21 protein-coding genes are annotated in these 19,248 nt (G+C 65.9%); 6 read left to right on the top strand and 15 right to left on the bottom strand.

The genetic code is table 11. From position 1 onward, the window contains the following. Positions 1 to 264: 264 nt before the first annotated feature. Entirely contained in the window at positions 265 to 1,452 is a 1,188-nt protein-coding gene (locus ACFFWD_RS38630) for a DUF2125 domain-containing protein (protein WP_376974618.1), read from the bottom strand. Positions 1,453 to 1,561: 109 nt separating this feature from the next. On the opposite strand from ACFFWD_RS38630, the gene ACFFWD_RS38625 reads away from it, so the two are divergent. Next, positions 1,562 to 2,167, top strand: a complete 606-nt coding sequence (locus ACFFWD_RS38625) for a gamma-glutamylcyclotransferase (RefSeq protein WP_376974616.1) — start codon at positions 1,562 to 1,564, stop codon at positions 2,165 to 2,167. 6 nt (positions 2,168 to 2,173) lie between these two features. On the opposite strand, the gene ACFFWD_RS38620 is transcribed toward ACFFWD_RS38625, so the two are convergent. The 4 genes from ACFFWD_RS38620 to ftsE all read right to left on the bottom strand — a co-directional run bounded on the left by ACFFWD_RS38620 (position 2,174) and on the right by ftsE (position 5,387). Further along, positions 2,174 to 2,947, bottom strand: a complete 774-nt coding sequence (locus ACFFWD_RS38620) for a lysophospholipid acyltransferase family protein (RefSeq protein ID WP_376974615.1) — start codon at positions 2,945 to 2,947, stop codon at positions 2,174 to 2,176. A gap of 13 nt (positions 2,948 to 2,960) precedes the next feature. Next, the gene (locus ACFFWD_RS38615; protein ID WP_376974614.1) at positions 2,961 to 3,665 is read right to left on the bottom strand and encodes a YdcF family protein; all 705 of its coding nucleotides are present in this window, start codon (positions 3,663 to 3,665) and stop codon (positions 2,961 to 2,963) included. A gap of 98 nt (positions 3,666 to 3,763) precedes the next feature. Next, positions 3,764 to 4,735, bottom strand: coding sequence for a cell division protein FtsX (locus ACFFWD_RS38610; protein WP_376974613.1), 972 nt, complete (start codon positions 4,733 to 4,735; stop codon positions 3,764 to 3,766). Next, complete coding sequence (gene ftsE / locus ACFFWD_RS38605) at positions 4,728 to 5,387, bottom strand: cell division ATP-binding protein FtsE (protein WP_376974612.1); 660 nt, start codon at positions 5,385 to 5,387, stop codon at positions 4,728 to 4,730. The genes ACFFWD_RS38610 and ftsE overlap by 8 nt, the downstream gene beginning before the upstream one ends. Before the next feature lie 159 nt (positions 5,388 to 5,546). Between ftsE and ACFFWD_RS38600 the strand changes: the two genes are divergently transcribed. Both ACFFWD_RS38600 and ACFFWD_RS38595 read left to right on the top strand, forming a co-directional pair. After that, positions 5,547 to 6,410, top strand: a complete 864-nt coding sequence (locus tag ACFFWD_RS38600) for an MJ0042-type zinc finger domain-containing protein (RefSeq protein WP_376974611.1) — start codon at positions 5,547 to 5,549, stop codon at positions 6,408 to 6,410. A 38-nt stretch (positions 6,411 to 6,448) separates the two neighbouring features. After that, positions 6,449 to 6,823: a response regulator gene (locus tag ACFFWD_RS38595; RefSeq protein WP_376974610.1), complete on the top strand. Its 375-nt coding sequence runs from the start codon at positions 6,449 to 6,451 to the stop codon at positions 6,821 to 6,823. Positions 6,824 to 6,940: 117 nt separating this feature from the next. On the opposite strand, the gene ACFFWD_RS38590 is transcribed toward ACFFWD_RS38595, so the two are convergent. Beyond that, on the bottom strand, positions 6,941 to 9,508 hold the full coding sequence (locus ACFFWD_RS38590) for a TIGR02302 family protein (protein ID WP_376974609.1): 2,568 nt from the start codon (positions 9,506 to 9,508) through the stop codon (positions 6,941 to 6,943). 171 nt (positions 9,509 to 9,679) lie between these two features. Here ACFFWD_RS38590 and ACFFWD_RS38585 point away from each other — a divergent pair, with 171 nt between their 5' ends. Both ACFFWD_RS38585 and ACFFWD_RS38580 read left to right on the top strand, forming a co-directional pair. Beyond that, entirely contained in the window at positions 9,680 to 10,060 is a 381-nt protein-coding gene (locus ACFFWD_RS38585; protein ID WP_376974607.1) for a carboxymuconolactone decarboxylase family protein, read from the top strand. Between the two features lie 138 nt (positions 10,061 to 10,198). Further along, positions 10,199 to 11,110, top strand: coding sequence for an NAD(P)-dependent oxidoreductase (locus tag ACFFWD_RS38580; RefSeq protein ID WP_376974606.1), 912 nt, complete (start codon positions 10,199 to 10,201; stop codon positions 11,108 to 11,110). A gap of 100 nt (positions 11,111 to 11,210) precedes the next feature. On the opposite strand, the gene lysA is transcribed toward ACFFWD_RS38580, so the two are convergent. The 3 genes from lysA to argH form a co-directional block, all read right to left on the bottom strand. Continuing rightward, positions 11,211 to 12,476 (bottom strand): diaminopimelate decarboxylase, encoded by a 1,266-nt coding sequence (gene lysA, locus ACFFWD_RS38575; RefSeq protein ID WP_376974604.1) that lies wholly within the window; start codon positions 12,474 to 12,476, stop codon positions 11,211 to 11,213. Between the two features lie 100 nt (positions 12,477 to 12,576). After that, the gene (gene lptM / locus ACFFWD_RS38570; protein ID WP_376974603.1) at positions 12,577 to 12,846 is read right to left on the bottom strand and encodes an LPS translocon maturation chaperone LptM; all 270 of its coding nucleotides are present in this window, start codon (positions 12,844 to 12,846) and stop codon (positions 12,577 to 12,579) included. Between the two features lie 91 nt (positions 12,847 to 12,937). After that, positions 12,938 to 14,335, bottom strand: coding sequence for an argininosuccinate lyase (gene argH / locus ACFFWD_RS38565; protein WP_376974602.1), 1,398 nt, complete (start codon positions 14,333 to 14,335; stop codon positions 12,938 to 12,940). Between the two features lie 99 nt (positions 14,336 to 14,434). On the opposite strand from argH, the gene tlpA reads away from it, so the two are divergent. After that, entirely contained in the window at positions 14,435 to 15,115 is a 681-nt protein-coding gene (gene tlpA, locus ACFFWD_RS38560) for a thiol:disulfide interchange protein TlpA (protein WP_376974601.1), read from the top strand. Between the two features lie 57 nt (positions 15,116 to 15,172). Here tlpA and ACFFWD_RS38555 read toward each other — a convergent pair whose 3' ends face one another. From ACFFWD_RS38555 to ACFFWD_RS38530, 6 genes are all read right to left on the bottom strand, one after another. Continuing rightward, a complete protein-coding gene (locus ACFFWD_RS38555) occupies positions 15,173 to 15,361 on the bottom strand; it encodes a YjfB family protein (RefSeq protein WP_376974600.1) in 189 nt (62 codons plus the stop codon). Between the two features lie 92 nt (positions 15,362 to 15,453). Further along, on the bottom strand, positions 15,454 to 16,335 hold the full coding sequence (locus ACFFWD_RS38550) for a 3-hydroxybutyryl-CoA dehydrogenase (RefSeq protein ID WP_376974599.1): 882 nt from the start codon (positions 16,333 to 16,335) through the stop codon (positions 15,454 to 15,456). Between the two features lie 155 nt (positions 16,336 to 16,490). Further along, positions 16,491 to 17,438, bottom strand: coding sequence for an electron transfer flavoprotein subunit alpha/FixB family protein (locus ACFFWD_RS38545; protein ID WP_376974598.1), 948 nt, complete (start codon positions 17,436 to 17,438; stop codon positions 16,491 to 16,493). Next, positions 17,438 to 18,187 carry an electron transfer flavoprotein subunit beta/FixA family protein gene (locus tag ACFFWD_RS38540; protein WP_376974596.1) on the bottom strand — a complete coding sequence of 250 codons (750 nt, stop codon included), beginning with the start codon at positions 18,185 to 18,187 and terminating at the stop codon, positions 17,438 to 17,440. Before ACFFWD_RS38540 ends, ACFFWD_RS38545 begins: the two co-directional genes overlap by 1 nt. A gap of 115 nt (positions 18,188 to 18,302) precedes the next feature. Continuing rightward, positions 18,303 to 18,875: a cob(I)yrinic acid a,c-diamide adenosyltransferase gene (locus ACFFWD_RS38535; RefSeq protein WP_376974595.1), complete on the bottom strand. Its 573-nt coding sequence runs from the start codon at positions 18,873 to 18,875 to the stop codon at positions 18,303 to 18,305. Between the two features lie 47 nt (positions 18,876 to 18,922). After that, entirely contained in the window at positions 18,923 to 19,117 is a 195-nt protein-coding gene (locus ACFFWD_RS38530; RefSeq protein WP_376974594.1) for a twin transmembrane helix small protein, read from the bottom strand. Between the last annotated feature and the right edge of the window lie 131 nt (positions 19,118 to 19,248).

Raw genomic sequence — 19,248 nt, 5'->3', positions numbered from 1 at the left:
CCTGTTATGGTGATGCCTGCCCTTTTTGGGCAACAGCCATGCGAGTGCCGCATGTTCCAACATTACAACGGATCGCAAGGCCGACAAGTACCAGATTGATAGATCCCGGTCTTCCACGGGGCACGCGCGATCCATGTCGTGCCGGCTGCCAATCCCGTGGCGATCCGGCCATCGAACCAGTCCGGAAATACGTTGCAGCGCTGGCCGGCGCCTGAAGGGGTAATCCCAATGCGTACAGTCCTCGCGCTCGGCCGAAATCCCGCCTTAGAACAGCGGAGGAATCTGCCCGACCTTCAGCGGTCCAAGGAATACGCCGCCGTCGACGAAGCGGAGCGGAAACGCGCGCGCCTTCTTGCCTTCCAGCACCGCCTCCGACCCGAGCGAGTTGACGCCCGCGGCGACGCCGGCATTAGCATTCTGCTTGATCACCTTGCCGAGGCCGGGGATGGCCTTGTCGAGCGCGCCGAACAGATTGTTGAGATCCTGCGACTTGACGCCCGGCGCGACGCGATCGAGCGTCGCCTGCGGCACGCCCTCCTCCAGCAATTTGTCGATGCCGAGCGCGGGGATCACGCGCTCGATGCCGGCAACCGTCATCTGCAATTCGCCCTCGATGCGGCCCTGGGCGTTGAGCCGCAGCGTGCCGGCCGCGACCGAGACGAGGTCGCCCTGCTCGATACGCGACTGCACGATCTCGACGCTGCCGCCGGCCGCCTGCAGCTCGCGGAAGCGCTCCGGCCACGGCTTCGGCGTCAGGTCCTTGAGCCCGGAGAGGCGGGTGCGGATGTCGGCGTTGAACGGCTGCGCGAGCAGCGGATGCACGTCCTGCAAGCTGCCGCGCGCGATCTGCAGCACGGTCTCGATCACGGGAAGCCCGGGGGTCGGTCCATCGATCTGCCGGCCGTGCAGTTCGACGTGACCGGCGCGCGCCAGCGGCGCCGCGACCGCGCCGCCGGTGCGATCGATGGCGAGGTCGTCAAACACCAGCGAGGCGCGCTGCGGCACGGCCGGCAGGCCGACGACGCTGCTCCGCCCCTTGCTCCAGTTGATCGACAGCGACGGCTGCGCACCATACTCGGCGAGCGTGGCCGGCCCCTTGAACTCGGCGATCACGAGCTTGGGATCGTAGATCTGCGCCACCACCAGGATCTCGGCCAGCCGTGCGGTGAACGAGGTCTGCGGCGCGGCCGTCTGAGACACCAGCATTACGCTCGGATCCGCGCAGCGGATCTCGAGCCGGAACGGGTAGCCCGCCACCGAGCGCTTGCCGCAATCATAGACCCGGCCGGCCTTGGCCTCCTGGGCGCGCCAGGCGTCGGCCTGCACGCCGACCTGCGAGGCGGCGTAGAACCAGAACCCGCTCCACGCCACCGCGGCGACGAGGACCAGGACCGGCATGAACAGAAGGCCCCGGAGCGAGCGCCGACGCGGGGCGGAGGTCATATTGGACATGCGGCTCCTTTGGCGCGCGAATTTGTCAAAATCTAAGCGGCGGGGAGGCCCCGGAAAGCAAAGGAAATCACTTCGCTTCGACCGCACGTTCTGCTAGCCCGTGAGAGCGATGCCAACAAGTGCTCCCTCCCCCGAATTGTCCGACGGCGACCTCTGGGTGTTCGGCTACGGCTCCCTGATGTGGAAGCCGGGATTCGCGTTCATCGAGCAGGTGCCGGCGCGGCTGATCGGCGAGCACCGCGCGCTCTGCGTCTATTCCTTCGACCACCGCGGCACGCCGGAGAAGCCCGGCCTGGTGCTGGGCCTCGACCGCGGTGGCGCCTGCCGCGGCATCGCCTTCCGGGTCGCCGCCGGACATCGCGACGACACCATCGCCTATCTGCGCTCGCGCGAGCAGACCACCAATGTCTATCGCGAGGTGATGCGCTCGGTGTGGCTTGAGAACGAGGCGCGGCAGCGCGTCGCCGCGCTCGCCTATGTCGTCGATCGCGGCCATGTGCAGTATGCCGGGCGGCTGTCGCTGGTCGAGCAATTGCGCCTGGTGCAGCAGGGCCACGGCCGCTCCGGCAACAACCGCGACTACGTGATGTCGACGGTGACGTCGATCGAGAAGCAGGGCTTTCGCGATGAGCAACTGCATCGGCTCGCGACGATGCTGCATGATGCGCACCCGCTGCACCGCGAAGCTTCACCCTCCCCCTTCGGGGGAGAATAAGAGAGGCTATCCCTTGGCCTTCGCCGGGCTCGGCACCGCGCCGAACAGTTGCGCCTGCTCGGCGCGCGCCGCCTCGACGATGCGGCCGGTGGCGGTCTCGATCTCGTCACGCAGGCGGTGAAGGAATTCGTCGCGCGGCAATCCGGGCGGCAGCGGATCGAGGAATTCGACCACCAGCGTTCCGGGATAGCGCATGAAGGTGCGGCGCGGCCAGAACAGCCCGGAATTGAGCGCCACCGGCAGGCACGGCACGCCGCATTCGACATAGATCTGGGCGACGCCGGCCTTGTAGCTCGGCGGTGCGCCGGGCGGTCTGCGTGTGCCTTCCGGGAAGATCACGAGCTGCCGGCCACGCTTCACCTCGGCGGCGGCTTGCTTCAGCGTCTTCACCAGCGAGCGCGGACCGCCGCCACGCTCGACTGAGATCATGCCGACCTTCTTCAGGTACTGGCCGAACACCGGGATCATCATGAGCTCGCGCTTGAGGATGAACAGCGGGTGGTCGAAGAAGCCCAGCAGCGCGAAGGTCTCCCAGAACGACTGGTGCTTCGAGGCGACGATCAGCGCGCCCTTCGGGATCTTCTCGACGCCGCGGAACTCGATCCTGATGTTGCAGACCACCCGCATCAGGAACAGGCTGGTATTCGCCCACAACGCCGCCAGCGCCATCATCGCCTGGCGCGGCAGCACGACCGTCGGGATCGCGACGATGCACAGCACCACCAGCACCAGATAAAACAGCACGTTGAAAACGAGCGAGCGCAGGAAGATCGAAGCCATCTGTGTCCCAGTATCAGTTCGCCTGCGCCGTGGTCGCGCGGCGCAGTGCCGGCTCGCCGAGATCGGAGGTCAGGTCGAGGCCGACATCAGCGAGCCGAACCCGCACCTCCGCGGCGACATATTTCGCATATTCCGATAGCAGCAGGCGGAACGTCGCGCCACTCGTCCACCAGGGTTCGTCGCGCCATCTGTCGCCGACGACGGAGAACGGGATCAGCGTCACGTCGGGCATCGCGTGTGACAGTTCCACGATGGCCCGCGGCATGTGGTAGTTGGACGTCACCACGATCAGCGACTTGAAGCCGCGCTCGCGCGCCCAGCGCCGCGTCTCGGCCGCATTGCTGCGGGTGTTGACCGCCGAGCGGTCGAGATCGACGCAGCAGCTCAACAGCCGCTGGCTGTCCGGCAGCGAGCGCGAGATGTCGCTGGCATCATTGGTCGGATGCACGCCCGAGATCAGGAGCCGCTGGCCATAGCCCGCCGCCAGCAACTCCATCGCATCCGATACCCGCGAGGAACCGCCGGTCAGAACCACGATGCCGTCGGCATTGCGGGGCGGGTTGGTCTCGACGCCGCGCAACTGCGAGAGGAAGCCGACGAAGCCGATCGCGGCCGCAACGAAGGCGAGCGCCATGGACGCCACGATCGCGGCGCGCAGCCAGCCCCGCGGGCGCGCGGCACGCCTGTTCGGCGACCTATCGTCGGGCTGCAAACTCATGTGATGCGGCTGTCCTTCCCCCGGGGCCAATTTTAGAAGCGATTTCGAGCGAAGTGGAGTCCGGTTTTCGCGCGACAAACGCAAGCGTTTGCGCGGCGTCAATCGATGTCGTCAAGGGTCGCAAACAGGGTGCGACGCGATGCCCAGGCGGTGATCGCCGCGATCAGCACCGCCTGGGCCGCCAGCGCCAGATAGCCCGACGGACGCAGGGAAAACGTGCCGAGCAGGGCCGCGAACTGGTCGCCGACCGGCGTGCCGGAAAACCAGCCGGCGATCGATTCGGAGAAGCCGAACACCAGCATCGCTGCGCCGCCGCCGATCAGCCCGCCTTCGAGGCCGAGCCTGAGGAAATGCCGCAGGAAGCGGTTCGCGATGTAGCTGTCGCCGGCGCCGACGAAATGCAGCACCTCGACGATCGGGCGATTCGCCGCCATTGCGCCACGCGTCGCAAACGACACCGAGATGATGGTGGCGACGATCACGAGGATCAGGATGCCGACGCCGGCGAACACGGTGGCGCCGGTCATCGAGCGCATGCGCTCGATCCAGGCGCGGTGATCGTCGACACTCGCCGAGGGTGCCACCGGCTTCACCCGCCCGCGCAGCGCGGCGAGATCGAGCGTCGTGCCGGGCTGCACCCGCGCCACGATGACGCGCGGCACCGGCAGTTCCTCGATCGAGAGCCCGCTGCCGAGCCACGGCTCGAGCAGTTTGGCCGATTCCTCCTTGCTGAACGAGCGGACCTGCACGATGCCCGGCTGCGTGCGCATCGCCTCTGCCGCGGCCTGCGCGTCGCGCTCGAGGTCGCGCCCCGGCGCGGGCCGCACCTGGATGGTGATCTCGCTTGCGACCTCCGACTGCCATTCGGCCGCCGAGGCGCTGACCAACAGCACGGTGCCTGTCGTCATCGAGGCGAGGAAGGTCATGATCGCGACGACCGCGACCAGCGCGCGGCCGGAGATCGAGGCGCGCGGCACAATCGGCGACATGTTGCGCGCGGTTGCCGGGACCTGCGGGCGTTCACGCCCGAGATCCACCAACGACACCTGCTCGTCGCCGCTCCTACTCATAGATGTGCAGCCGTCCCTGATGCAGCACCAGCCGCCGCGCCTCGTACTGATCCATCAGCGTGATGTCGTGGGTCGCGATGATGACGGCGGTGCCCGATTTGTTGAGCTCGATGAACAGGCGCAGCAGGCGTCGCCCGAGCGTCGGATCGACGCTTCCGGTCGGCTCGTCCGCCAGCAGCAATTGCGGCCGCGAGATCACCGCGCGCGCGATCGCGGCGCGCTGCTTCTCGCCGCCCGACAGGATCGGCGGCAGCGCGTCCATGCGCTCACCGAGACCGACCCATTTCAGGAGATCGATCACCTCGCGGCGATAGCTCGATTCCTCGCGGCCCATGACGCGGAATGGCAACGCCACGTTCTCGTAGGTCGTCATGTGGTCGAGCAGGCGGAAGTCCTGCAGCACGATGCCGATGCGCTTGCGCAGATCGGCAACCTGATCCTTGTTGAGCAGCGAGATGTCCTGGCCGAACAGATTGACCAGCCCGCGGGTCGGCCGCAGCGACAGGAACAGCAGCCGCAGCAGCGAGGTCTTGCCCGCGCCCGACGGCCCGGTGAGGAACTGGAAGGAGTGCGCCGGGATCATGAAGGAGAGGTCGCGCAAAATCTCCGGGCCGAGCCCGTAGCGCAAACCGACATTTTCGAACCGAACCAAAGCGCTAGCTCCGTTCGAGATGGGCAAGAGCCCAATACCCCACACATCCGGCCCGCCGCCCGCGAACCGCACAAAAGGGTTGTGCTTCGGTTATGGTTTCCGATTCGTTAACGGTCGCTTTGTAGCATCCGGGCAAAGACACGGTGGAGATTCGGCTCCATGCATATCGTTTGCCCGCATTGTACAACATCCTATGCCATCAAGTTGGCCACCCTGGGCGGGGCCGGACGGACCGTCCGCTGTTCCCGCTGCAAGGAGGTCTGGCTGGCCCGGCCGGAGGACGCGGTCGAGGAGGTTGCGGCCGCCGCGCCTGCGATGGCGGCCGGCCGATCGGCGGGTTCCGACGCCGCCGCCGAATGGGAGGCGATGGCCCGGCAGGAGGAGGCGTCCGAGACCCCCATCGTCGAAAGCCCGCCGCTCTCGGCCGACTGGCCGGCCGCGGATGACGGCTCGACCGGCGACTGGCCGGCGGTCGCCCAGGAAGACGCCGAGGCGCATGCCGCCGGCGCGGCGAAGCGCCGCTTCAAGCTGCCAAAACTGTTCCGCCTGCCGGCGCTGCCCCGGATTCCCTTCATGCCCCAGGTTGGCGCGCTGCCGACCGCCTGCGCGACCATGGCCGCGCTGATCATCGCGCTCGTGGTCTGGCGTAACGACGTGGTGCGCCTGCTGCCGCAGACGGCACTGTTCTACAAAATGGTCGGCCTCGAGGTGAACCTGCGCGGGCTGGCGTTCAAGGATATCAAGATCACCAACGAGACGGTCGACGGCAAGCCGGTGCTGGTGATCGAGGGCGTGATCGTCGGCCAGACCCGCAAGCCGGTCGAATTGCCGCGGCTGCGCTTCGCGGTGCGCGACGCGCAGGGCGCCGAGATCTATGCCTGGAACGCGGTGCTGGAACAGCCAGTGCTCAGGCCGGGCGAGACCGCCTTCTTCAAGTCGCGCCTCGCCTCGCCGCCGCCCGAAGGCCGCAATATCGACGTACGATTCTTCAACAAGCGGGATCTCGCCGGTGGCCACGTCTGACGACGCAGCCTGCGGCCTTGCGAAACGGATCGATCGACATGCCGCGCGTTCTGATTGCCGACGACGAGGACTCGATGCGCACGCTGGTGGCGCGCGCCATCGCCATGGACGGCCATGAGATCGTCACCGCGATGGACGGCGCCGACGCGCTGGAGATCCTGACCCGCGAACAGGGCGGGTTCGACCTGCTGCTCACCGACATCCAGATGCCGGTCATGGACGGCATCGCGCTCGCGCTCACCGCGGCGCGCGATTTCCCGCAACTGAAGATCCTGCTGATGACCGGCTTCGCCGACCAGCGCGAACGCGCCTCGGGCCTCAACGCCATCGTGCACGACGTGGTGACGAAGCCGTTCTCGGTGGCGGATATCCGTACTGCCGTAGCCGACGCGCTGTCGGCGAGGAAGGCGTAACCGTTCGTCATTGCTGGGCTTGCCCCGGCAATCCATCGCAAGAAATTCTTGAAGGTTGATGGATGCGCGGGTCAAGCCCGCGCATGACGCGTGCAATGCGCGGAGGGATACCCGCCCTCAATAGTCCTTCAACAGCCGCTCGATGTAGTCGAGCTCGATCTGCGGCCGCGACGGGTCCGCGAGACGGCGGCGCAGCTCCTCCAGGATCCGGCGCACCCGCTGCACGTCGATCTCGCCGGGGATCTTCACGGTGTAGTCGTCGCCGAATTCGCGGCCGTGGAGCGGACGTCCGAGCGGGTCGGTCGACTTGGCCGAGGGCTGCTGACGACCGGGGCTGTTGCCCTGGCCCTGCTGGTCGCCGTCGCCCTGCCGCGCAATCTGTTCCTGGCCCTTGCGCAGCGCGTCGAGCGCACGGCCCTGCGACTGCTCCGCGGCGCTGGCATCGCCCTCGCCGAGGCGACCATCGGCGTCGCCCATGGCGGAATCGGCCTGCTCGAAGCCGTCCTCGCCGTCGCCCTGGTCGCCCTGTTGTCCCTGGTCGCCGCGCTGGCCCTTCTCGCCACGCTGTCCCGGCCCCATGCCGCGCTTGGCAAGCTCGTCCTGGAGCTTCCTTAAGCGGTCGCGCAGCGCCTGCTGATCCTGCTGCAGGTCCGACATCGACTGGTCACCCTGCTTGCCGCGCATGCGGTCACGCCGCGAATCCTGGCCCTGCTTGTAGGTCTTGTCGCGCAACTGCTGTTGCTTGCGGATGATGTCGCTGAGCTCCTGCTGGATCGCGTCGAGATCGTCGTCGCCGCCCTGATTGGGCTGCGCCATCTGCAGCCCCTCCATCAACTGATCGAGCATCTTGAGGGCGTCGAGCGCGGCCTCGCGGTCGCCACGCCGCGCATCGCGTTCGAGCTTGTTGAGCAAATTGTCCAGATCGCGCTGGGTCAGCATCCGCGTCTTGGGATCGAGCGGGCGCGCCGGCTGCTGCGGGTTGTTGCGGAACTGCTCGGCGAGCTGGCGCAGGAAATTGTCGAGCGCGGCGCGCAGATTGTCGGTGAGCTTCTTGATCTCCTCGTCGCTCGCGCCGCGCTCCAGCGCCTGCCTGAGCGCGTCCTGCGCCGCCCGCAACGCCTTGTCGACGTCGGTAATGTTGCCGTCCTCGATGGTGACGGCGAGCGCCCACAGGCTGGCCACGACCTCGCGCAGCTGATTGTCGGTGCGTGCCGCCTCGAGCTGCCGGCTCACGCTGTAGAGGCCGAGATAGTGGCCCGCCTCCGGCGTGAACATCTCGGGTGCGATCATCAGCGCGTCGAGCGCGGCAAAGACCTGCGAATTCTGGTTGGCGTCGAGCGCGAGAATCCGGCGCTGCTCGATCAGCGCGCGCGCCAGCGGCTTGGTGAAGAGACGCTCGGGCAGCCGCATGTTGAACGGCTCGCTCTTGCCCTCGTTGCCCGCCTCGTCCTTCGCGGTCAGCGTCAGCGTCACCTCGGCGCCGGCGTAGGGATCCTCGCTCAGGTCCTTCAAGGTCTGGCCGACGCCATTCCTGGTGCGCGCGTTCGGCAGCACCAAGGGGAATTGCGGCGGCTCGAACAGCGGCCGCGCCTCTGCCGCCTTGGTGGTGTCGCGGCTCGGGTCTTTCAACGCCTCGCCCGGACGCGCCACGAACTGGGCGCGCGCTTCGCTGACACCGTAATCGTCCTCGAGCTTGTAGGACAATTGCAGCGCGCCGCGCGCCTGGCGCTCCGGGTCCTTCGCCAGCGCAATGGTCGGCGGGCGGTCGGGGGTCGCGGTGAACTTCCACAGCGGCTGGCCGGCCGGGGCGCGGACATGCGCGGTGCCGTCGGCCGCGATCTTGAAGTGCCGCTCATTGGTGCCCTTCGGCGCCTGCTCGGCGGCCGCGACCTCGGTGACGCCGCCACCGACCACGACGTCGATGGTGCCGCCGCTGGAGCGCACCAGGAGCGTGCTGCCCGCCGGAACCGCCAGCGGACCGTCGGCGGCCGCAGCCTCCCGGTTTGCGTTCGACAGGATGATCGGCGGCTTGCCGGTGTAGTTCGGCGGCGTGACCCAGGCATCGACCCGGATATTGGCCGGCGCCATGATACCGTTCCAGTCGAAAGCGGAGGCGATGCGCAGGCCACGCTCGTCGCCGGCTGCGACATAGGCAGCGACCATCATCACGATCACAAGCGCGCGCAGCGCCCAGGGATCGTGGAGCGAGAGCCGCGGCCGCGGCAGGCCGGCGCGAATCCGCTTGATCGAGGCCAGCGTGCGCTCGCGCTGCGCCTGCCACAGCGCGCGAGCGAACGGATCCTGCGTCGTCAGCGTATCGGAGAGCGTGGTCGCAGGGCGATGAGGAACGCCGGCGCCGCGGTCGAGCCGGCTCAGGCCCTCCTCGCGGGTCGGCCAGCGGAAGCGCAGCATCGGCGACAATGCAGCGAGTGCAGCAAGCGCGAACAGGCCGGTGCCGGCCACGCGCGCGGCAAACGGCAACGCCAGCCACAGCCCGGCCCAGGACGCTGCCAGGAAGAGGCCGATCACGGTGAGGAACCGCGCCAGATGCGGCCAGGCCCGTTCCCACGCGATGGAAGACTTTGCCCGCTGCAGAGCCTGCGTCAGTTTCAGCCGCGCGATCGCATCGCTGTCGCGCACGGATCGTGACGGCTTCTCTGACGGATCGAGGTTGGCACCGCTCAATAAAATCTCCGGGTTGCCGGCAAGTCAGCGTAGCACAAGGGCGGCAGTGAGGCATCCGCCTCAGGGCGTAACCCACACCGGGAAATACGCATAACACGAAGGCGTGACTGCGGCGTTCCGACCCCGTAACTTCCCGGGCCGAACCAACGCCTTAACCTATGAGGAAACGTCATGGACCAGAAGACGCGCGACAAGGGGCTCGAGATCCGCAAGGCGGTGCTCGGCGAGGCCTATGTCAACAATGCGCTGAAGAACTCGGACAGCTTCAACAAGCCGTTCCAGGAACTCGTCACCGAATATTGCTGGGGCGCGGTGTGGGGCCGCGAGGAACTGCCGCGCAAGACGCGCAGCATGCTCAACCTCGCCATGATCTCGATCCTCAACCGGCCGCACGAATTGAAGGCGCATATCAAGGGCGCGCTGACCAACGGCGTCAGCCGCGACGAGATCCGCGAGATCTTCATGCAGGTGTCGATCTATGCCGGCATCCCCGCCGGCGTCGACAGCTTCCGCATCGCGCGCGAAGTGTTCGCCGAACTCGACAAGGCGTGACCGATCCCGAACGCAAAGCAAGCAAGCCGCTTACGCCGTCATTGCGAGCGAAGCGAAGCAATCCATAGTTCCGCAAGCTGAGACGTGGATTGCTTCGTCGCTTCGCTCCTCGCAATGACGCAAGGAGGAAACAAAGCCATGGAAATCGGATTCATCGGCCTCGGGAAAATGGGTTTCCCGATGGCGCGCCGGCTGATCGAGGCCGGACATCAACTGGTCGTGTTCGACACGCGCAAGGACGTCGTCGACAAGCTGGTCGCGCTCGGTGCGCAGGCGGGCGCATCGCCGAAGGACGTCGCCGACCGCGTCGAGACAATAATGGCGAGCCTGCCCTCGCTGCAGGCTTCGCTCGAGGTGGCGACCGGCACGGGCGGCGTGATCGAGGGCAAACGGGCAAAGCGCTTCATCGATCTCTCCACAGTCGGCTCGCAGATGGCCGTGAAGATTCATGACTTGCTCGCCAGGCGCGGCATCGTGCAGATCGACAGCCCGGTCTCCGGCGGCGTCGGCGGTGCCGAGAAGGGCACGCTGGCGGTGATGGTGTCGGGGCCGAAAGCCGACTTCGAGCTGGTGAAGCCGGCGCTCGACGTGATCGGCAAGGTGTTCTTCATCGGCACCAAGCCGGGCTCCGGCCAGACCATGAAGCTCGCCAACAATTTCCTCTCGGCCACCGCGATGGTCGCGACCTCGGAAGCGGTGGTGATGGGCGTGAAGTCGGGCCTCGATCCGGCCGTGATGATCGACGTCATCAACGCCGGCTCCGGCCTGAACACCGCAAGCCGCGACAAGTTTCCGCGCGCGGTGTTGCCGCGCACCTTCGACTTCGGCTTTGCCACCGGGTTGATGGTGAAGGACGTGCGGCTCGCGGTCGAGGAAATGAGGTCGCTCGGCCTGTCGATGGAAGTCGCCGAAGCCGTCGGCCGCCTCTGGGAAGTCATCATCCGCGATGAGGGCGCGGAGTCGGATTTCACCGCGGCGATCAAGCCCATCGAGAAGGCGGCCGGCGTGATCGTGGGTAGCGGTGGAAAGGGCAGTCACGCCGCCAAGTAAACCAGAAAACCGTAGCCCGGATGGAGCGCAGCGCAATCCGGGGTTCGCACCACCTGATGGACTGTCCCGGATTTCGCTTCGCTCCATCCGGGCTACGCAATCACAGCCACGGCGCGGGCTTGTCCATCGCGATCAATGCTTCGACGTCGATGCGCGGACGGATCACGGCGTATTGGTCGTTCTTGACCAGCACCTCCGGCACGAGGGGGCGCGTGTTGTAGGTCCCGGACTGCACTGCGCCGTAGGCGCCGGCGGTCATGATCGCCAAGAGATCACCGGCCTTGGGCTCGGGCAGCGAGCGATCGAGCGCAAGATAGTCGCCGGTCTCGCAGACCGGGCCGACCACGTCGGCGACGATGGTCGGCGTGCCCTTTGCCGGCTCACGCACCGGCAGAATGTCGTGATGCGCTTCGTAGAGCGTCGGCCGGATCAGATCGTTCATCGCGGCATCGATGATGACGAAGTTCTTGGCGTCGCCCGGCTTCACATAGATCACGCGGGTGACGAGGATGCCGGCATTGCCGACGATCATGCGGCCCGGCTCGAACATCAGCGTGCAGCCGAGATTGTGGGTCACGCGCTTGACCATCGCGGCGTAGGCGTCGGGCGCCGGCGGGGCCTCGCGGTCCATGTAATAGGGAATGCCGAGCCCGCCGCCGAAATCGATATGCGAGATGGTGTGCCCGTCGGCGCGCAGCGTCTGGACGAATTCGGCCAGCAGCCTGAATGCGACCTCAAGCGGCCCGAGATCGGTGATCTGGCTGCCGATATGCACATCGGCGCCCGTCACCTTGATCCCCGGCAGCTTGGCCGCACGCGCATAGACGTCGCGCGCCCGTTCGAGCGGAATGCCGAACTTGTTCTCGGACTTGCCGGTGGAAATCTTGGCATGCGTGCCGGCATCGACGTCCGGATTGACGCGCACCGAGATGCGCGCGGTCTTGCCCATCTCGGCCGCAAGGCGCGACAACTGCTCGAGCTCGGGCTCGGATTCGACGTTGATGCAGAGGATGTCGGCCGCGAGCGCGGCGCGCAGCTCGGCTTCGGTCTTGCCGACGCCGGAGAACAGGATCTTCTCGCGCGGGAAGCCGGCGGCCAGCGCGCGCTTCAACTCGCCGCCGGACACGACGTCGGCGCCGGCACCGAGCTTGGCCAGCGTGCGCAGCACCGACTGGTTCGAATTGGCCTTCATCGCGTAGCAGACAAGGGCTTTCTCGCCGGCAAAGGCCTCGGTGAAGACGCGGTAGTGACGCTCGAGCGTCGCCGTCGAATAGCAGTAGAACGGCGTGCCGACGGTCTCGGCGAGCTCAATGAGATTGACCGCTTCGGCGTGCAGTACGCCGTCGCGATAGTCGAAATGGTTCATGGTTCGCTCTATGGCGTTTTCAAGCGAAGTGGGGACCGGCTCGCGTCAGGAAAACGCATCAAAACAGGAGACCGGAGCCGCGGCTCTCAAGACCGCTGCTCTAGTTACCGAGCAGCGGATCGAGGATAAAGGGTTTCTTGGCGCCTTTCGGCGCGGTCGGTCCCGCGTCCGTTCCGTAGGTCGGATTGAACACGCTGGGCTGCGCCGCCCGCTCGGCCTCGGTATCGGCCGGTGCCGCCGTCGGCGCGACGTTCGCGGTCGGCGGCAGGTCGAGCGGTCCCTTGCGGCCGCAGCCGCCGAGCGCGAGCGCTGTGGCGCTCAGCACAATGATGGCCCATCCCGACGGGGTCAGGCGATGCTTGCTAATCACGACGAAATCCCCAATGCGGGCCGCACCATACAAACATTGCTATGCTCTGGCGAGACCCGGATAGCCATGAAACCACGGCGAAATTTTTCGTTCAGCCCAATTTTCGCTCTTTTTCCAGCCGCTTGGCCCAGGCTTTGGCCTGCGCGGTCACGTTCTTCGGCGCGGTGCCGCCAAAGCTCGTCCGGCTCTTCACCGAGGACTCCACGCTGAGCACCTTCAACGCCTCGGCCGTAATCTTCGGCTCGACCTCCTGCATCGCCTTCAGCGGCAGCTCGTGCAGCGCCACGCCCTGCTTCGAGGCCAATCCGACGATGCGGCCGGTCACATGGTGGGCGTCGCGGAACGGCATTTTCAGCGTCCGCACCAGCCAGTCGGCGAGGTCGGTCGCGGTGGCATAGCCCTCGCCGGCAGCGAGCTTCATGCGCGCCTCGTCGGGGACGAGGTCCTCGACCATGCCAGTCATGGCGCGGATCGCAAGCGACAGCGCCGCGAAGGCCTCCATCGCGCCCTGCTTGTCCTCCTGCATGTCCTTTTGATAGGCGAGCGGCAGGCCCTTCATCACGATCAGGAGCGCGGTGAGCGCGCCGATCACGCGGCCGGTCTTGGCGCGCACCAGCTCTGCGGCGTCCGGGTTGCGCTTCTGCGGCATGATCGACGAGCCGGTGGTGAACTTGTCGCTGAGCTTGACAAGGCCGACCAGCGGCGAGGTCCAGATCACGATCTCCTCAGCAAAGCGCGACATATGCACCGCGCAGATCGAAGCCGCCGACAGCGTCTCCAGCACGAAGTCGCGATCGGACACCGCATCGAGCGAGTTGGCCATCGGCCGGTCGAAGCCGAGCGCTTTTGCCGTCGCCGCGCGGTCGATCGGGAACGAGGTGCCGGCAAGCGCGGCGGCGCCCAGCGGCGATTCGTTCAGCCGCTTGCGTGCATCGACAAAGCGGCCGCGGTCGCGGGAGGCCATCTCGACATAGGCGAGCAGATGGTGGCCGAAGGTCACCGGCTGCGCGGTCTGCAGATGGGTGAAGCCCGGCATCACGGTTGCGGCATGCTCCAGCGCGCGCGCCACCAGCGCCTGTTGGAACGCGGCCAGGGCGGCGTCGGTCTCGTCGATAGTGTCGCGGACATAGAGGCGGAAGTCGGTCGCGACCTGGTCGTTGCGCGAGCGCGCGGTGTGCAGCCGTCCGGCGGCGGGCCCGATCAGCTCGGACAGCCGGCTCTCGACGTTCATATGGATGTCTTCGAGCGCGCGCTTGAAGTCGAAATCGCCCTTGCCGATCTCTGACAAAATCGTGTCTAGACCTCTGCCGATATTTTTCGCATCACCCGCGGTGATGATGCCTTGCGCGGCCAGCATGGCCGCGTGGGCCTTGGACGCGGCAATGTCCTGGGCATAAAGGTGACGGTCGACGTCGATGGAGACGTTGATTTCCTCCATGATCGCGTCGGGACGCTCCGAGAACCGGCCGCCCCACATCTTGTTGCTCATGACCTCTTGCTCACGCCTTGTTTTTTTAGCCGTAACGGCGAAACGCCGTTGCGGCGCCGACCGTAATGTCAGGCACTGCATAGCCATATCTGACCCAGGATGACAAACGATATGCCCGAGACGACCCCGCTGAAGCCTGCCGCCATGCGCCGGATCCCGCTCGTCGTCGGCGCAGTGCTGGTCGGCGCCGTGCTCGGCTATGTCGGGGTGTCCAGCTTCAAGCGCGCCCCCGGCGGGGATACCGCCTGCACCGGCGCGGTCGAGCTCGCGAAAAAGATCGCGCCGCTGGCCCATGGTGAGGTGGCCGCGCTGACTATGGCCACCACACCGTTGCGGCTGCCGGATTTGGCGTTCGAGGATGCCGACGGCAAGCCAAAGAAGCTTTCGGACTGGCGTGGCAAGACGGTGCTGGTGAACCTCTGGGCCACCTGGTGCGTGCCCTGTCGCAAGGAAATGCCGGCGCTGGACAGCCTGCAGGCCAAGCTCGGCGGCAAGGATTTCGAGGTGGTGGCGATCAACATCGACACCCGCGACCCCGACAAGCCGAAGGCCTTCCTGAAAGACGCCAATCTGACCAGGCTCGATTATTTCAGCGATCAGAAAGCCAAGGTTTTTCAGGATCTTAAGAATATAGGCAAGGCGCTGGGCATGCCAACGTCACTGCTGGTCGACGCCAAGGGCTGCGAAATCGCCAATATCGCGGGGCCTGCGGAATGGGCGAGCGACGACGCGATCAATCTGGTGAAGGCGGCGCTGCAGCCGGCCGCGGCAGGATTCTAATTATTATTGGCGCATGATCCCAGCGGAAAACCGGTTCCCACTTTTCCGGGTCATGCGCTAGGCGACGACGTTGAGATTGCCGCCGACGCCGGGCGTCAGATTGGCGGTCGAGGGGGTGCCGAGCAGGGTCTGAACCGCTGACTTCTCGGCGTCGAGATTCTGCTTCATCACGCTGGTTGCGATCTGGCCCTGCAGATTGCCTTGCTGCATCGACAGAAGGCTGGTGACCATGCTGACCGTGTCCATACGCGGCACTCCCAATTCCAGGAGCAGCCTAGTCGGCTAACGGTTAACGATTGTTTCCCGTGTGTACGACATCGGGCACCGCTCAGGGCGCCTTAGCGCGTCGGGACCGGCTTGTCGCCGCGATAATCGTAGAAGCCGCGCTGGGTTTTGCGCCCGAGCCAACCGGCCTCGACATACTTCACCAGCAGCGGGCACGGCCGGTACTTGGAATCGGCGAGCCCCTCATGCAGCACCTGCATGATCGACAGACAGGTGTCGAGGCCGATGAAATCGGCAAGCTCAAGCGGTCCCATCGGATGATGCGCGCCGAGCTTCATCGCCGCATCGATCGCCTCGACGTTACCGACGCCCTCATAGAGGGTGTAGATCGCCTCGTTGATCATCGGCAGCAGGACGCGATTGACGATGAAGGCCGGAAAATCCTCCGAAACTGCGACCTGCTTGCCGAGCTTGCCGACGAACCCCTTCGCGGCGTCGAAGGTGGCGTCGTCGGTAGCAATGCCGCGGATCAGCTCGACGAGTTCCATCACCGGCACGGGATTCATGAAATGAATGCCGATGAAGCGCTCGGGACGGTCGGTCGAGGCAGCCAGTCGCGTGATCGAGATCGACGAGGTGTTGGACGCGACGATCGCCTCGGGCTTCAGGACCGCGCAGACGTCGTGGAAGATCTTGCGCTTGGTCTCTTCCTTCTCGACCGCGGTCTCGATCACGAGATCGCAATCCGCCAGCGCATCCAGCGAATCGGCCGATGAGATGCGGTCGAGCGCCTGCTTGCGCTCGTCGTCGGTGATGTGCTTCTTTGCGACTTGGCGGGTCAGATTGCCGTTGATGGTCGCGAGCGCCGATTTCAGCCGCTCCGCCGACACGTCATTGAGCGCCACGTCGAAGCCGGCCAGCGCCGCCACATGCGCAATGCCATTGCCCATCTGGCCCGAACCGATCACGCCGACTTTCTTGATTGCCACCGTCATCTTCTCATCCACCGGAACGGCGCGCACATCGCACCTGCCCAATCCCAACGATACCTGAAAGCGCGGCCTTCCGGGTGCCCAATTCGCCGGAAAACGCTCCCCTCAAAAATAATAACACCGGCCGGAGTTTACCCATCCGGCCGGTGTCTTGTCGCTTACTTTCCGAGCTTGCCGAGCGCTTCGGTCAGCTCCGGAACCGCCTGGTAGAGGTCCGCCACCAGGCCGTAATCGGCCACCTGGAAGATCGGCGCGTCCTCATCCTTGTTGATGGCGACGATCACCTTGGAGTCCTTCATACCGGCCAGATGCTGGATCGCGCCGGAAATGCCGACCGCGACATAGAGTTCCGGAGCCACCACCTTGCCGGTCTGGCCGACCTGCCAGTCGTTCGGCGCATAGCCGGCATCGACCGCGGCGCGCGAGGCGCCGACGCCGGCACCGAGCTTGTCGGCGAGCGGCTCGATGTACTTGGCGAAGTTCTCGCGGCTCTGCATCGCGCGACCGCCGGAGACGATGATCTTGGCGGACGTGAGTTCGGGACGATCGCTCTTGGCGACCTCCTCGCCGACGAAGCTGGAGAGGCCCGGATCGGCCGCCGCCGCGGCGCCCTCGACCGGCGCGCTGCCGCCTTCGCCGGCCGCGGCGAAGGTCGAGGTGCGGACGGTGATGACCTTCTTGGCGTCCTTCGACTTCACGGTCTGAATCGCGTTGCCGGCATAGATCGGCCGCTCGAAGGTATCGGGGGCGACCACCTTGATGATCTCCGACACCTGCATGACGTCGAGTAGGGCGGCGACGCGCGGCATCACGTTCTTGAAGCGCGAGGTCGCGGGCGCGACGAAGGCGTCATAGCCTCCCGCCAGCGACACGATCAGCGCGGCCAGCGGCTCGGCGAGGTCGTGGGCATAGGCGTCGCCCTCGGCGACCAGCACCTTCTTCACGCCGGCGAGCTTGGCAGCGGCTTCCGCGGCCGCCTTGGCGCCTGCGCCGCCGGCGACCAGCACATGGACGTCGCCGCCGAGCTGGCTTGCCGCCGTCAGCGCCTTGTTGGTGGAGTCCTTCAGCGACCCCTGGTCGTGTTCGGCAATCAACAGCGTCGTCATCAGAGAACCCCGGCTTCGGTCTTGAGCTTGTTCACGAGTTCGGCAACGTCCTTGACCTTGACGCCCGCCTTGCGGCCTGCCGGTTCCGAAGTCTTCAGCACTTCAAGGCGCGGCGCGAGATCGACGCCGTAATCAGCCGCCGCCTTCTCGTCGATCGGCTTCTTCTTCGCCTTCATGATGTTGGGCAGCGACGCATAGCGCGGCTCGTTGAGGCGCAGGTCAGTGGTGACGATCGCCGGGCCCTTCAGCTTGATGGTCTGCAGGCCGCCGTCGACTTCGCGCGTGACCTTGAAGTCCGAACCTTCGACCTCGAGCTTGGAGGCAAACGTCGCCTGCGACCAGCCAAGCAGCGCGGCCAGCATCTGGCCGGTCTGGTTGGAATCGTCGTCGATCGCCTGCTTGCCGAGGATGACGAGGCCGGGCTTCTCGGCCTCGACCACCGCCTTCAGGATCTTGGCGACCGCGAGCGGCTCGACATTGCCGTCGGCCTTCACGAGGATGCCGCGGTCGGCGCCCATCGCAAGGCCGGTGCGGATGGTCTCCGAAGCCTGCGCGGGTCCGATCGACACCACCACCACCTCGGTCGCCTTGCCGGCTTCCTTCAGCCGCAGCGCTTCCTCGACGGCGATTTCGTCGAACGGGTTCATCGACATCTTGACGTTGGCGAGCTCAACGCCCGATCCGTCACTCTTGACGCGGACCTTGACGTTGTAGTCGACGACCCGCTTTACCGGCACAAGAACCTTCATCGATCCTCTTTCGCTTTGATTTTGTGGGTTTTGGTTGGCTGGCGCGGAACCTAAAGGTCCCGTTACCCTCGGTCAACGCGCGAAAGCCAAAAAACCGGCCCCCGATCCGGGTAGTCTATCTGTTCTGGCCGGGCACCCACAACACGTCTCCAGCGCCTTTGTTATTCAGGAAACGGCTGGCAACGAACAGGAAATCCGACAGCCGGTTCATATACTGGATACCAGCGGCATTGACCGGCTCGTCCGGCCGGGCTGCGAGTTCCACCATCATCCGTTCCGCTCTGCGGCATATGGTGCGCGCAAGATGCAGATATGTGGAAGCGGGCGTGCCGCCTGGCAGCACGAACGAGGTCAGCGGCGCGAGCTGGTCGTTCAGACTGTCGATGTCACGCTCGAGCCGCTCGACCTGGCTCGCCAGCATCCGCAAGCGCTCGGCCTTGCCTTCGCGCTCGGGCACCGCGAGGTCGGCACCGAGATCGAACAGGTCGTTCTGGATCCGGCCGAGCATCGCATCGACGTCTGGGCTATCAGCGAGATGCAACCGCACCGCGCCGATCGCGGCGTTGGTTTCATCGACCGTGCCATAGGCCGCGACGCGCAGATCGTATTTCGGCCGCCGCTCGCCGGAGCCGAGCGCGGTGGTGCCGTCATCGCCGGTGCGCGTATAGATGCGGTTGAGAACGACCATTGTCGTGGTCTCCTAGAGTTTGCGCGCGCCCCGACGGCAGGGGCGCGCTAGCGGCCCATCGCCCAGACCGTGACCATGGTGATGATGATCGCGATGAACTGCAACAGCACGCGCAGCCGCATCAGGTTCTGCGAACGGTTCGGCGAACCGCCCCTCATCATGTTGACGAGGCCGAGCAGCAGCACCAGCGCCACGGCGCCGACCGCGATAGGAAGGATAATCATGCTTAGAATGGATGTCATCGACGCTACATAACACCGCATCGGGCGGACTTCCACACGCCCGGGCGGAGTGTGCAACCATCTGGTCTTTAACCCGATTATGTCGGAAGCTAGGTCCATTGACGGACCGCCCCGTCTGGCCAGGTCAAGGT

It is taken from the genome of Bradyrhizobium erythrophlei (assembly GCF_042430365.1).
GTDB lineage: Bacteria > Pseudomonadota > Alphaproteobacteria > Rhizobiales > Xanthobacteraceae > Bradyrhizobium > Bradyrhizobium erythrophlei.
The sequence above is the reverse complement of the archived record's forward strand: the minus strand, read 5'-3'. Positions and strand labels throughout refer to the sequence as shown.

Excerpts from the sequence above, each read along its gene's own strand:
- ACFFWD_RS38630 (WP_376974618.1), bottom strand. The coding sequence starts at position 1,452 with ATGTCCAATATGACCTCCGCCCCGCGTCGGCGCTCGCTCCGGGGCCTT.
- ACFFWD_RS38625 (WP_376974616.1), top strand. The coding sequence starts at position 1,562 with ATGCCAACAAGTGCTCCCTCCCCCGAATTGTCCGACGGCGACCTCTGG.
- ACFFWD_RS38620 (WP_376974615.1), bottom strand. The coding sequence starts at position 2,947 with ATGGCTTCGATCTTCCTGCGCTCGCTCGTTTTCAACGTGCTGTTTTAT.
- ACFFWD_RS38615 (WP_376974614.1), bottom strand. The coding sequence starts at position 3,665 with ATGAGTTTGCAGCCCGACGATAGGTCGCCGAACAGGCGTGCCGCGCGC.
- ACFFWD_RS38610 (WP_376974613.1), bottom strand. The coding sequence starts at position 4,735 with ATGAGTAGGAGCGGCGACGAGCAGGTGTCGTTGGTGGATCTCGGGCGT.
- ACFFWD_RS38600 (WP_376974611.1), top strand. The coding sequence starts at position 5,547 with ATGCATATCGTTTGCCCGCATTGTACAACATCCTATGCCATCAAGTTG.
- ACFFWD_RS38595 (WP_376974610.1), top strand. The coding sequence starts at position 6,449 with ATGCCGCGCGTTCTGATTGCCGACGACGAGGACTCGATGCGCACGCTG.
- ACFFWD_RS38585 (WP_376974607.1), top strand. The coding sequence starts at position 9,680 with ATGGACCAGAAGACGCGCGACAAGGGGCTCGAGATCCGCAAGGCGGTG.
- ACFFWD_RS38580 (WP_376974606.1), top strand. The coding sequence starts at position 10,199 with ATGGAAATCGGATTCATCGGCCTCGGGAAAATGGGTTTCCCGATGGCG.
- lysA (WP_376974604.1), bottom strand. The coding sequence starts at position 12,476 with ATGAACCATTTCGACTATCGCGACGGCGTACTGCACGCCGAAGCGGTC.
- argH (WP_376974602.1), bottom strand. The coding sequence starts at position 14,335 with ATGAGCAACAAGATGTGGGGCGGCCGGTTCTCGGAGCGTCCCGACGCG.
- tlpA (WP_376974601.1), top strand. The coding sequence starts at position 14,435 with ATGACAAACGATATGCCCGAGACGACCCCGCTGAAGCCTGCCGCCATG.
- ACFFWD_RS38555 (WP_376974600.1), bottom strand. The coding sequence starts at position 15,361 with ATGGACACGGTCAGCATGGTCACCAGCCTTCTGTCGATGCAGCAAGGC.
- ACFFWD_RS38550 (WP_376974599.1), bottom strand. The coding sequence starts at position 16,335 with ATGACGGTGGCAATCAAGAAAGTCGGCGTGATCGGTTCGGGCCAGATG.
- ACFFWD_RS38545 (WP_376974598.1), bottom strand. The coding sequence starts at position 17,438 with ATGACGACGCTGTTGATTGCCGAACACGACCAGGGGTCGCTGAAGGAC.
- ACFFWD_RS38540 (WP_376974596.1), bottom strand. The coding sequence starts at position 18,187 with ATGAAGGTTCTTGTGCCGGTAAAGCGGGTCGTCGACTACAACGTCAAG.
- ACFFWD_RS38535 (WP_376974595.1), bottom strand. The coding sequence starts at position 18,875 with ATGGTCGTTCTCAACCGCATCTATACGCGCACCGGCGATGACGGCACC.
- ACFFWD_RS38530 (WP_376974594.1), bottom strand. The coding sequence starts at position 19,117 with ATGACATCCATTCTAAGCATGATTATCCTTCCTATCGCGGTCGGCGCC.